Source organism: Vibrio sp. SCSIO 43133, assembly GCF_023716845.1.
GTDB classification, from domain to species: domain Bacteria; phylum Pseudomonadota; class Gammaproteobacteria; order Enterobacterales; family Vibrionaceae; genus Vibrio; species Vibrio mediterranei.
On sequence record NZ_CP068024.1, the window covers coordinates 1,318,406 to 1,330,739 of the forward strand.

General features: G+C 44.7%; 13 protein-coding genes. 6 read left to right on the plus strand and 7 right to left on the minus strand.

What is annotated here, in order from left to right; all coding sequences use genetic code 11:
* Positions 1 to 48: 48 nt before the first annotated feature.
* The 6 genes from JKJ11_RS06345 to pspF form a co-directional block, all read right to left on the minus strand.
* Positions 49 to 834 carry a peptide ABC transporter ATP-binding protein gene (locus JKJ11_RS06345; protein ID WP_006073870.1) on the minus strand — a complete coding sequence of 262 codons (786 nt, stop codon included), beginning with the start codon at positions 832 to 834 and terminating at the stop codon, positions 49 to 51.
* Complete coding sequence (locus JKJ11_RS06350; protein ID WP_006073871.1) at positions 831 to 1,826, minus strand: peptide ABC transporter ATP-binding protein; 996 nt, start codon at positions 1,824 to 1,826, stop codon at positions 831 to 833. The genes JKJ11_RS06345 and JKJ11_RS06350 overlap by 4 nt, the downstream gene beginning before the upstream one ends.
* Positions 1,826 to 2,713 (minus strand): ABC transporter permease subunit, encoded by an 888-nt coding sequence (locus JKJ11_RS06355; RefSeq protein ID WP_006073874.1) that lies wholly within the window; start codon positions 2,711 to 2,713, stop codon positions 1,826 to 1,828. Before JKJ11_RS06355 ends, JKJ11_RS06350 begins: the two co-directional genes overlap by 1 nt.
* Positions 2,700 to 3,662 (minus strand): ABC transporter permease, encoded by a 963-nt coding sequence (locus tag JKJ11_RS06360; RefSeq protein WP_006073876.1) that lies wholly within the window; start codon positions 3,660 to 3,662, stop codon positions 2,700 to 2,702. The genes JKJ11_RS06355 and JKJ11_RS06360 overlap by 14 nt, the downstream gene beginning before the upstream one ends.
* Positions 3,663 to 5,282 (minus strand): ABC transporter substrate-binding protein, encoded by a 1,620-nt coding sequence (locus tag JKJ11_RS06365; protein ID WP_006073878.1) that lies wholly within the window; start codon positions 5,280 to 5,282, stop codon positions 3,663 to 3,665. It abuts the gene before it with no gap.
* Between the two features lie 140 nt (positions 5,283 to 5,422).
* Positions 5,423 to 6,442, minus strand: a complete 1,020-nt coding sequence (pspF, locus tag JKJ11_RS06370) for a phage shock protein operon transcriptional activator (protein WP_252038918.1) — start codon at positions 6,440 to 6,442, stop codon at positions 5,423 to 5,425.
* 190 nt (positions 6,443 to 6,632) lie between these two features.
* Here pspF and pspA point away from each other — a divergent pair, with 190 nt between their 5' ends.
* Genes pspA through pspC form a run of 3 tightly spaced genes read left to right on the plus strand, consistent with a single transcriptional unit; the run spans position 6,633 to position 7,936 of the window.
* On the plus strand, positions 6,633 to 7,301 hold the full coding sequence (pspA, locus tag JKJ11_RS06375) for a phage shock protein PspA (protein ID WP_006073881.1): 669 nt from the start codon (positions 6,633 to 6,635) through the stop codon (positions 7,299 to 7,301).
* 19 nt (positions 7,302 to 7,320) lie between these two features.
* Positions 7,321 to 7,557, plus strand: coding sequence for an envelope stress response membrane protein PspB (pspB, locus tag JKJ11_RS06380; RefSeq protein WP_006073883.1), 237 nt, complete (start codon positions 7,321 to 7,323; stop codon positions 7,555 to 7,557).
* Entirely contained in the window at positions 7,517 to 7,936 is a 420-nt protein-coding gene (gene pspC / locus JKJ11_RS06385; RefSeq protein WP_207383189.1) for an envelope stress response membrane protein PspC, read from the plus strand. The genes pspB and pspC overlap by 41 nt, the downstream gene beginning before the upstream one ends.
* 82 nt (positions 7,937 to 8,018) lie before the next feature.
* On the opposite strand, the gene JKJ11_RS06390 is transcribed toward pspC, so the two are convergent.
* On the minus strand, positions 8,019 to 8,915 hold the full coding sequence (locus JKJ11_RS06390; protein ID WP_006073886.1) for a LysR substrate-binding domain-containing protein: 897 nt from the start codon (positions 8,913 to 8,915) through the stop codon (positions 8,019 to 8,021).
* Between the two features lie 102 nt (positions 8,916 to 9,017).
* Between JKJ11_RS06390 and JKJ11_RS06395 the strand changes: the two genes are divergently transcribed.
* The 3 genes from JKJ11_RS06395 to JKJ11_RS06405 all read left to right on the plus strand — a co-directional run bounded on the left by JKJ11_RS06395 (position 9,018) and on the right by JKJ11_RS06405 (position 12,334).
* Positions 9,018 to 10,343, plus strand: coding sequence for a 6-phospho-beta-glucosidase (locus JKJ11_RS06395; protein ID WP_252038919.1), 1,326 nt, complete (start codon positions 9,018 to 9,020; stop codon positions 10,341 to 10,343).
* A 21-nt stretch (positions 10,344 to 10,364) separates the two neighbouring features.
* Entirely contained in the window at positions 10,365 to 11,132 is a 768-nt protein-coding gene (locus JKJ11_RS06400) for a carbohydrate deacetylase (protein ID WP_252038920.1), read from the plus strand.
* Positions 11,133 to 11,299: 167 nt separating this feature from the next.
* The gene (locus JKJ11_RS06405; protein WP_006073890.1) at positions 11,300 to 12,334 is read left to right on the plus strand and encodes an efflux RND transporter periplasmic adaptor subunit; all 1,035 of its coding nucleotides are present in this window, start codon (positions 11,300 to 11,302) and stop codon (positions 12,332 to 12,334) included.

Here is a 12,334-nt window from a genome sequence, read left to right on the forward strand (position 1 = left end):
TTAAGAACGCGTATCTTATAACGGTGCAAAGTCTTACCTACACAACTTCTACCTGTGCATTGGGGTTTTACGGAAATGGCTTTCCACCATACGCTGAGTCACAATATGTTGTGGGTTGGTCATGATCTCGTTCGTGTTGCCATATTCCACTACATCGCCTTCGTGCATCACCATGACCTTGTCGGTAATATGTTTGATGATGCCTAAGTGTTGTGACACGTAAACGAACGCAACCCCCATCTCTTCTTGAAGCTCTAAGAATAGGTTAATAATTTGCGAGCGCATCGCCATATCAAGCCCGTTAAGCGCTTCATCAGCGACGATAATGGAAGGTTGAAGAATCAAAGCACGAGCAAGACAGACACGCTGCTTTTGACCAGTTGCCAGCATCTGAGGGTAGAAGTAGGCGTGCTCTGGAAGTAAACCGACGCGAACCAGAGTATCTTTTACTCGTCGCATACGCGCTTCTGGAGGCATATTGGTATTCCGTTTTAGCGGGCCTTCCAAAATACGACCAATCTGAATTCTTGGATTCAAAGACGTGTTTGGGTCTTGAAAGATCATGCGAATCAGTTTGCAACGGGTTGAGTAATCTTCGTGCTCAAGTAAATCGCCATTGACTCGAATTTCTCCCGCGGTTGGTTCAACTACACCCGCAAGCATACGAGCTAGTGTGGATTTACCAGAGCCATTCTTGCCAATAAAGCCGATAGTTTGCCCAGCCTCTAGGTCAAAACTCACCGGTTTAACTGCGTGCTGAACTTTCTTCTTAAATAGCTTAGATCGAGTTACAAAGTCCTTTTTTAATCCGGAGACTTCTAACAACGCACTCATGCTTTTTTCTCCGTATTAAGAGGGAAGTGACAACTGTATTTATGATTCTTAATGCGTTTAGCGCTAGGGATTTCCACGCATTGTCTTTGCGCATAGGGGCAACGAGGCCCAAGGCGGCAACCAATCGGTAAGTGCTGCAATGGTGGAATAGAACCTGGTAAAGATTGCAGCTTCTCTTTGTGCGGAATCCAATCGCCAAAATCCGGCATTGCCTTGAGCAGCGCCACTGTATAGGGATGCTTGGGTTTCGCGAGTAGTTTTGCGGTATCCGCCGATTCGACAGATTGACCACAGTACATCACCGTAATTCGAGTCGCCCACTGAGTAATCGTTGTTAAGTCGTGACCAATCAGAATGATGGTGGTGTTATTTAACTGATTCATACGACTTAAAAGACGCAATATTTGCGATTGAGTAATTGGATCCAAGTCGTTGGTTGGTTCATCGGCAATCAGCAGCTTTGGCTTGGTTGCAATTGCCATAGCGATCATGATTTTCTGACATTCGCCATCAGTGAGCTCGTAGGGGTAGCTGTTCATGATACGGGTATGGTCTTTAATACCAACCTTATGAAGTAACGCGATAGCTTGCTTTTTACGCCACTTAAATCGCTCCCACCATTTACCTTCAAAGGAACGAGAAGGGATCGACTCTATAAGTTGCTTGCCCACTTCGTCAGACGGGTCTAGACAGGTTGAAGGTTCCTGGAAGATCATTGCCACATCGCGAGCAATAACACGTCTGCGTTCACGAGGCGTGAGTTGTAGTAGATCGATATTACCTAACCGCATTCTATCGGCAGTCACGCGCCAGTTGTCCTTACAGACACCAACAATGGCTTTGGCAACAAGACTTTTTCCTGAACCGGATTCGCCAACTAAACCTCGAATTTCACCTTCATTAATGGTGAAGCTCATGCGATCCACCGCTTTGACGAGACCTTGTGGAGTCTCGATTTCGATGGTTAAGTGTCGAATATCTAAAACTGGCATTATTCGATCCCCGCGTTTAGTGCGCTGCGCACACCTTCACCAACAATATTCACCACGACAACGGTAAACAGAATAGCTAAACCCGGAAGGATAACGGTCCATGGTGCTAAATAGAGCAACTCGGCGGCATCACCTAACACTGCTCCCCATTCGCTGCTTGGGGCTTGTGCGCCAAGGCCAAGAAAACCAAGTGCGGTAATGTCTAAAATGGCGATGGATAATGCAAATGTTACTTCGGCTGCAATGACCGTTAGTATATTAGGCAATATAGAGTTCCACAGCAGATAAAAGTCGTTCGCACCGTCTAAACGAGCAGCCATGATGTAGTCTTTTTCAACTTCGGTATGAACCGCAACATAGATTGAGCGAATGAATCTAGGAATGAGCGCTAAACATATCGCTAATAGAATGTTGAATTCACCGGGACCTAAAAATGCTACGAAAATGATCGCTAGTAGTAGCGATGGGATAGACATTACGGTATCGAGAAGGTGGTTCAGCGTACTCGAGAGCAGGCCACGTGTCATTCCTGCTAATATACCAATCAAGCATCCTACTGCTGCTGCAATCGCGGTAATGATAATTGCTGCGCCAAAAGATAGGCGAGAGCCATCGATAATGCGTGACAAAATATCGCGACCTAAGTCGTCAGTTCCAAAGAAGAAATCGACGGTACCTTGAGGATCCCAAGATGGTGGAATCAACAAATAGGAGCTCTGCGCCATTGGGTCGTAGGGAGTGATAAATGGCGATGCAATAGTGATGATAATGACAAAGACCAAACACCAAAGGCCAAACATTGATAGGCTATTCGAGCGGTAACTACGCCAGAATCGCTCAAGCTGAGTAGGAATGCGCTCTTCTTGGTAGACGTTATCTGACAGCATACCATTCCTTCCTTACTAGAGGGTTGATCATCGCACCCAACAAATCTGACAAAATGCTTGCTGCTAAGACGATAGAAGCCACGACCAAGACGCCTGCTTGAATTGATGCGTAATCCTGATTGGAGAGCGCATCCAGCAGCCAACGTCCAATACCCGGCCAGTTAAAAATAGACTCGGTCATAATGGCGAGTGTGATCATACTTGAGAGCTGAACTCCAAGTTTAGGAATAATAGGTGGAATGGCATTTCGTAGCACATGCTCAATGACGATTTCATAATTCGACAAACCTTTAATTCGAGCAGCTCGAATGTAGTTTTGTCCCATTACTTCGGTTACTGAAGTACGCATCATACGGATAACTTGCATTGTTGGTGAGAGTGCTAGCACTAAACACGGCAAAATCATATGTTCAATAACGCTTTGTAACGCCTCTTTGCGATAAGGTGCGTCCGACAGCAGAGCATCAATGAGTGCAAACCCTGTGACATGATCAATTTCATAAAGTAGGTCATAGCGTCCTGCAACAGGGAACCATTGATAATTCAGCGAGAAGTACATAATCATCAATAACGCAATCCAGAATAATGGGGCGGCATAACCCACCATGGATGAGAACGAAATGATGTTATCCAACCATTTACCCTGTCTCATACCCGCGATGGTGCCAGCTGGAATACCCACAAACACAGATATCATAAACGCGGCAAAACACAGCTCTAGAGTTGCAGGAAGTACAGCTGAAAGCTCTTGGGTAATGGGTACACCAGCTTTAGTCAGTCCAAAATCTAGACGAGACAATTGAGCGACATAATCAAGCCAGCCAGGGAAAAACGCTTGAGTAGTCCAGAAAGAATCAGGGTCAAGTCTGACTAAGCTATAGCCGACGAAAGTCAGGATCAATAACGTAATGACAAAGAGATTTAGTCTGCGGACAGAATACCAAAACATCTACTTCAACCTCACAACTTGATCAAACGGTTGGGCGTTGAATGGACTGGTTCTAAAACCTGTCAGGCTATCGCTATGTGCTTGATATTTTTGACCGTGTGCAATAGGCAACACAGGAACTTCCTCATTCAAAATGTTTTGTGCTTGTCGATATAGATTGAGTCGATATCTTGGTTGACTCACCTCAAGCGCCAGATCTAACAGAAAGTCAAAGTCATCATTACACCACATTGATAGATTCAAACCTTCACGTTTTGACGTGCAAGATAACAAAGGACGTAAGTAGTTATCTGGGTCGCCAGTATTTCCCACCCAACCTGTTAGCAGTAGATCAACGGACTCAATATTCGATAGTTCTTGGCGATCGACTCGATCATCGGTGAGTAGGTTAAGGGTAATCCCCACATCGGCTAAGTTAGCTTGGATAAGTTCTGCCGTTTTACGTGGACTCGGGTTGTAGACTCGTGGCTCAAGAGGTACCGCCATAGTGAGCTCTAGACCTTTCTCATAGCCAGCCTCTTTTAGCAGCGCCATTGAATAATTACGGTCGTAGCGAATTTGAGTGGCATCTTTCTGGTGTGCCCAAGAACTTGGTGGAAGAAGGCTATAAGCTTTCTCTCCGGTGCCAAAATAAACCGCTTCGAGAATGTTGTCGCGGTTTATCGCGAGATTCAGGGCTTTACGAACTCTAGGGTCACTAAGTGCTTTATGCTGAGTATTGATAGCCACAAAAGCCACGTTCATGGCTGGTTTGGCTTGTAGAACGATGGACTCTTCATTCAATATCACAGGGATTTGGCTCGAAATAGGCGAGTTCAGGACATCGCACTCATTTCTTAATAGTTTAGCTAAGGCGCCAGCTCCGCGATGAGAGATATCAAATACGACTTGTTCCATATCTACTTTGCCACGCCAGTAGTTTTCGTGACGCTTTAGGCGAACTAAATCTGCAACTTGGTATTCGTCTAGGTAGAAAGGCCCAGTACCAACAGGGTAAATATCAATATCGAGTTTATGATCGGAAAAGACGAGCTGATCAGCATATTCAGCAGAATAGATTGGTGCGTGTGCCGTCGAAATGTTGGAAAGGAACGAGTTGTCTGGCCTCGATAGAGTAAACTTGACCGTATTGTCATCCAATGCTTCAACTTTCTCGACCAAATTTGCGAAGTCAATGCCTGCGAACCACGGATAGACACTGCCGCCTACGTCGTGGAACGGATTGTTAGGGTCGATAATACGCGTGAAGCTAAATACAACATCGTCCGCATTCATCGGACGTGTGGGAGTAAACCATTCAGTGGTTTGGAACTCTACACCTTTGCGCAGAGTGAACGTGTACTCTGTGCCTTCCTCGTTAACTTGCCAAGATTTTGCTAAGTTTGGAACGGGTTGGTGAGTGCCTGGGTTTAGCGTCAGTAGCGTATCGAATAACTGCGGCGCAATGGATTCGACAGTGATGCCACCGTCTACTAATTGCGGGTTAAAAGTACTAGGACGACCTTGGTCGCAATAGACGAATCCGTCTTGTCTAACTTTCGAGTGATCGACTTTTTCTTCGCAACCTGTCAATAGGATGAGACCGCAAAGTCCAAGCGATAAATTGATTAATGCCTTCATAAACACGCTACATTCATTTTAGCGAACGTAATATCTGTATTGAGATCAGGGTAATTTACCACTAAATCGTCAGCTAAACCAATAATCACAAGTACTTATCGTGCAATTGGTTAAAAAGTGTGGCAACTGTCTGACCCTGCTCAAACCAGTTTATACTTTCGCACTAAACCTCTTAGCTGATCATAGCTCAAGCTTAGCAGCTTAGCAGCACCGCGTTGATTGTATTGAGCTTGCTTAAGTGCTTCATTAATCAACTTTATATTTTGTTCATCCTGCCATGTTTTAAAATCGAGTGGAAAGGTAAACGCTTCTTCAGTTAAAGGTTGAGAGGACTGAGACTCTTGTTCAGAAGGCTTCTCACTATGTTCCGCTCTCATTGATGGGAGTGCACCGAATTGACCTTCAAATGGATTGAATATTAATGACTCAATGGGCTGTTCATTGGTCCCTTGTTGATACACAGCACGCTCAACTACGTTTTTTAATTCACGAATGTTACCTGGCCAAGGGTAGTCAGCCATGCTTTGCCAAGCTTGTTCGGTGAACCCAACAAAGAACGGTAGACCCAACTCTCGACACATTTTTATCGCAAAGAACTCGGCTAATAGTGGAATATCTTCGGGACGATGGCGCAGAGGCGGTAGATAGATCACGTCAAATGCTAACCTATCAAGAAGGTCAGGACGGAACTTTCCTTGCTCTGCGAGTTTTGGTAAATCTTCGTTGGTGGCACAAACCAGTCGAACGTCTGCTTCCAACGCTTTTGCTCCGCCTACACGTTCATACTGCCCGTATTCAATCACTCTAAGGAGCTTCTCTTGCACAGATAAAGGGGTAGTAGCGAGCTCATCTAAGAACAGTGTGCCATTTTCTGCTCGCTCGAATCGTCCTTGGTGACGACCTTTTGCACCGGTAAAAGCGCCAGATTCATGCCCGAACAGCTCAGAGTCGATTAGCCCTTCACTCAAGGTTGAACAATTAAGAGAAACCAAAGGTTGATCCCAACGTTTAGACAAGTAGTGTAAACGCTGAGCAATCAGTTCTTTACCTGTACCACGCTCACCGATAACCAGTACAGGACGGTCAATGGGAGCGAGCCGAGATACTTTATCGAGTACAGCTAGAAAAGCAGGAGATTCGCCAATTAAGTTTTGCGCCATAGTGAGTCCTCTAGGTTGGTAAATATTACCAATAGTTGGCTAGAGTCATCATAGCATGTCAATCTGATTAAGCGAGTGTAATATCTATCTTATTGAATATTATGGGTTTAACAAATTGGCACGTTAATTGGATTAGCTGTAGCAACGATTCAGAGTTCATTGGCGAGCTCATCCAATTAGGAGAAGTAGTATGGGTATTTTTTCTCGTTTTGCAGATATTGTAAATTCAAACGTGAGCGCTTTACTTGATAAGGCAGAAGATCCAGAGAAAATGATTCGTCTGATCATTCAAGAAATGGAAGATACATTAGTTGAAGTTCGCACTAACTCAGCAAAAGCGATTGCCGACAAAAAAGAGTTAGCTCGCAAAGTGAAAGCGATTGAAGAGCAAATTATAGAGTGGCAGCAAAAAGCGACACTCGCGTTAACAAAACAGCGTGAAGATTTAGCGCGAGCAGCACTGATTGAAAAGCAGAAGCTTGAAAATGTGGTGAAAGGGCTGCACGATGAGCAAACTTTGGTGGAAGAAACCATCGACAAGCTCACTAATGAAATTGCTAAATTAGAAGCCAAAATTACCGAGACACGTGCGAAGCAGCAGGCACTGATCATTCGTTCGGAAGCAGCAAGTAATCGTCGTGATGTGCAGAAGCACTTGCATACCAGCCGCACTCATGAAGCGATGGCGAAGTTTGAACAATACTCTCGCAAAATTGATGAACTAGAAGCGGAAGCGGATCTGTATTCGAAAACAGGTAACGCGAAGTCTTTAGATCAAGAGTTTGCTGAGCTACAAGCACAGGACGAAATTGATAAAGAGCTCGCTAAGCTTAAAGAGCAAATGAATAACGAAAAATAATGCGGATTAGGAGAAAAGTATGTCGTCATTTTTAATTGCGGGTCCATTAATTGTCTTTTTGATTTTTGTTGCACCGCTGTGGCTTTTTCTCCACTACCGCAGCAAGCGTAAATCAGAGAGTGGTCTGTCGCAGCAAGACTTCCAAAAGCTGCAATCGCTGTCTCAACGTGCAGAAAAAATGCAGCTACGTGTGGAAAACCTAGAGCGAATTCTGGATGCGGAGTCCCCAAACTGGAGGCAAACCTATGACTCATAGAGAGCTGTATAAAGATCCGGTCAATGGTAAGTTGACAGGGGTGTGCGCAGGTTTAGCCAATTATTTCGGTGTTGAGGTTTGGCTGATACGAATTCTTGTAATTTCGGCGGCGCTGTTAGGGGGGAGCTTTTTAGTCTTGTTGGCGTACGTGGCAATGAGCTTGATGCTAGAAAAGCAACCTGACAACTTTGTTGAAGCCATGAAAACCAAGAAAGAGCACTCATTGAAGAGTAAACCTTGGCAACAAGGGCAAAACGCGAAAGACTTGCTGAATACGTTAGAGCGCGATTTTGACTCGATGGAGCATAAAGTGAGAGATATGGAAGCGTATGTCACGTCAGAGGCATACAAAGTGAATCGAGAGTTCAGCAAGCTTTAATATCTTATAGCGTAATGAATAAAGAGGTGCAGTGGCACCTCTTTTTTATATTTGCTGGAGAATAGATGAGAAACAGTTGTTGTTAATGCGTGTCGCGCAGTTGTTCTGTTAACCAGTTTGACAACGCTTGAAATTTTGCCCGCTGTTCCATTCCTTTTGGACAGACTAAATCATAACCTTTACCTGATTCCACGCTGGCAAATGGAGCTACTAACTTTCCCTGCTTAATTAACGGTGCAATAAACTCCTTTCTTCCGAGAGCGACTCCCAAGGAGAGCTGAGCCGCATCAATGGCAATCCTGTTATCGCTATAATAGTCACACTTAACCTGGCAGTTGATGTCGAGCTGCATCTCATTGAGCCAGTGCTGCCAAGCGACGCTGTCACTGTTGTGAATAAAACGCACCTCTTTTAGTCGAGCATCATTAAGGTGAAGTTGGTGTTTTTCAGCGTACTCTGGGCTGCAAACCGGTATACGCTGACCAGCAAAGAGTCGCCGGCTGAAGTGGTTAGGATAAAGACCTTCGCTGTAAAAAATAGCAGCATCGTATGGTTCGAACTGAAATTCACTTTGATTCTGTTTGGTGTCCAGTTTGATGCTTAGATTTGGATATTGATGACGAAAATCCGGCAGTCTTGGCATTAACCACGATGATGCGAAATAGGGGGAGGTCGCGATGTACAGCTCACCCGTTAACTCACCTGTTTGAATGTCTGACAGTTCGGAAAATATAGATTCAAATGAGGTATTCAGAATACTGAAAACCCGCTGTCCTTCTGGGGTAAGTTCGAGTTTCCTCGTTTTCCTAATGAACAAGTTAAAGTTAAGCAGTGTTTCAAGCTTTTTAATGCGTTGGCTTACGCCTCCTTGAGTAAGAAATAATTCTTGTGCGGCGTGAGTGAAACTAAGATGTCGAGCCGCCACATTAAACGTATGCAAGAGTGATAACAACTGCTGTCGATTGTGGTTTAGATTCATGGATTACTCCAGCTAATGCGTTGGTTCGATTTATTGGTTTGTTTAACGTTTTTCTTGACTATAAATTACATCACGTAATCTTAAATCGGAAGGGCAAACGTGATGAAGCAGACTAAAAAGCTAAAAGTAGTCGTAATTGGTGGTGGTTCGAGCTATACGCCAGAGTTGGTAGAAGGATTGTTGGCTCGACACCAAGAGCTACCAATATCGGATCTTTGGTTAGTAGATATTGACGAAGGAATGGAAAAAGCAACGGTGATTGCTGATCTGACCAAAAGAATGATCGCCAAAGCCGAGTGCGACATTAGTGTGCACCTGACGACAAATCGTCAACAAGCTCTAGTTGATGCGGATTTCGTTTGTTCTCAATTTCGGGCTGGCCGGATTGAAGCCCGACTACGTGATGAGAGAATAGCGTTAAAATATCGAGTTATTGGGCAAGAGACTAATGGCCTTGGGGGGTTCTCCAATGCGTGTCGAACGATCCCTATCGCGTTGGAAATTGCGAAGGAGATGGAAGCGCTATGTCCTAACGCATGGTTGCTTAATTTCACCAACCCTTCGGGTATGGTTACTGAAGCGTTGACAAAGTACTCGACAATAAAAACCGTCGGACTGTGTAACGTCCCTGTGAATATGGAGCGAGGTGCTGCTGAAATGCTGGGTGTTGATCGTAAAGACATCACTATGCAAATCGCTGGACTGAATCACTTGGTGTGGGCTCGAAAAATTCTTCATGATGGCAAAGATAAGCGTGAGCAGGTCATCAATGAACTACTTGCTGGTAACGACCGAATGACGCCTAAGAACATCCCTCCTTTTAAATGGGATGAAGGTATCATTAAAAGTTTAGGTATGGTGCCTTGCGCATACCTTCGCTACTACTATCAATCGCGTGACATCCTTGATAAAGAGTATGCTGCTTCAGCGAGTAAGAGTAATCGAGCTGATCTAGTGGCAAAAGTAGAAGCCGAGCTGTTGGAAATCTACAAAGATCCTACGTTGGATACCAAGCCTAAACTGCTTGAAGAGCGCGGTGGTGCTTACTACTCCGAAGCAGCCTGTGAACTGATGAGCAGCATTCACAACAACAAACGTTCAATCATGCATGTGAATACTCGTAATAATGGTGCGATTCAAGGCTTGCCTGATGACTGTGCGGTTGAGGTGAGCTCTATTATTACCAGTAGTGAGATTATTCCGCTAAATGTCGCGCCATTTGAAACCGGAACATTACGGCTAATTCAACTGATGAAAGAGTTCGAAACGTTAACGGTGGAAGCAGCAATCACGGGCGATATTAATCTTGCCAAACGTGCGCTCATGCTTAACCCAATTGTTGATAGTGGCCAACACATTGACGAAGCGCTAAGAGAAACGATTCGAGAGAATATAGACTTTATGCCAGCGTTTACGCACTTCTTATAAGAATAATCAAGGTTAGTAGTTATGAAACTCATTTTGAACGCAGATGACTTTGGGCTGACTGAATCGGTGAACTTAGGGATAGCAGATTGCTTCCATGCTGGAATGGTGAAGTCGACGACGATTATGATGAATCAGCCTGCTGTAGAGCATGCCGCTGAATTGTATCGACGAGGGCTTATATCGGAGGTTGGCTTACACTTTACCGTTACCGCAGGTAGACCGATCTCCGATCCTGATCTTATCCCTAGCTTGGTGAATGATGACGGAGAATTCTTCGATAAGACGATACTGTTTAACAAATCAGATGTTTCGAGTGGCGAGGTAGAAGTTGAGCTGAAGGCTCAGTACCGCGCTGCATTAGATATGGGATTCAATATTAATCACATCGATAGTCATCATTTTGGAGGCGTCTATCGACCCCTAAAACAAGGTTTTACTCAAGCGGTGAACAAGGTTGGACTTCCTGTGCGGAGAATCGATAACATCATCCAAGGGCAAGAGTCGTTAGCTGTCCCTACACCGGATGTATTTGATATGGGGTTCTATGCTGAGGGAGCGACGATCGAACACTTAAAAGCGATGCTTCTTGCTTACCAAGAGCAAAAGCCGAGTGGTACGATAGAGCTCATGTGCCATCCCGCTCGAAAGGTTAGTGAGGAGCTTGTCGCACTCTCAAGTTACACCGACTCAAGGGTTGAAGAATGGCGAATTCTCACCAACTTAGAGATGTCATTGTGGTTGCAGCAACAAGGAATTGAGTGTGTCGGCTTTGATGCATTGAACGTATAAAATCATTTATGAAAATTCAATAGAGCAAGGTGAGGATATTCACCTTGCTCATTAGCTTGTGAAATTTAAGAAAATTAGCATAAATCTATTATTAATTAATGAGTTGCTGGCAAGGCACGATTCTCTCGACTATGTTTTAAAGTACATTAAGAACAAGGCAGTTGAGAATGAAGAGCAAGCTTTCCTTTTTGGCGATAGTCGCCAGTCTTATAAGTGGCTGTGGACAAGAACCACCGCCAATTCCTGAACCGGACTCTCGTCCAGCCAAACTGTTTAACGTCGCTGTCGGCAATAGTAAATTTGAGCGCACATTCCCTGCTACTTCAGAAGCGGGTGATAAAGCCGTTCTCGCTTTCCGTGTTCCCGGGCAATTAGAGCAAATAGTAGTCCGCGCAGGCCAACCCGTTTCTAAGGGACAATTACTTGCTCAGCTCAACCCCGACGAATATCAATTATTAGAGAAGCAAGCCAAGGCGAATTTCCAATTGGCGGATGTTCAATATCAAAGGGCTCTTAAGTTACGCAAGGATAAAGTCGTGTCCGAACAAGACTTTGACCAAGCAAAGGCAAACATGAATTCCGCTCAAGCCAATTGGTCTCAAGCTAAGGCCAATTTGCGCTATACCAAATTGCTTGCCCCGTATGACGGTACTATTTCCATAATCCCTGCAGACAATTACGAGTACATTCAAGCCAAAGAAGGGGTTATGAATATCCAATCGAATCAACTAATTAAGGTTATTTTTCAGCTGCCTGATCTATTGTTGAATCGATTCCAATCGAAAAATCAAGTAGATGCTTCCATGGTCTTTGATGCTTATCCATCACGTGCTTTCGAACTAACTTTCCAAGAAATTGATACTGAGGCTGACCCAAAGACGGGCAGTTACAAAGTGACCATGATCATGGAGAGACCGACAGACGTGGGGATCCTACCTGGAATGGCTGGTCAGGTAAGCGTAGTCACTCGCAGCACTGGCGCTACGGTAATCCCTCAGTCAGCACTGTTTATGGAAGGGGATACTAAGTGTGTTTGGCGGGTTAGTGAACAAGGAATTGTCGAGAAAGTAGCAGTAGAGCTTAACGACAAGCGACAGGTTATTAGTGGGCTAAACGATGGCGATCAAATAGTAGTTTCTGGGGTGCAAGGGATTGAATCAGGTATTAAGGTCCGTGAGTGGGTCAAGGAAAGAGGGCTTTGA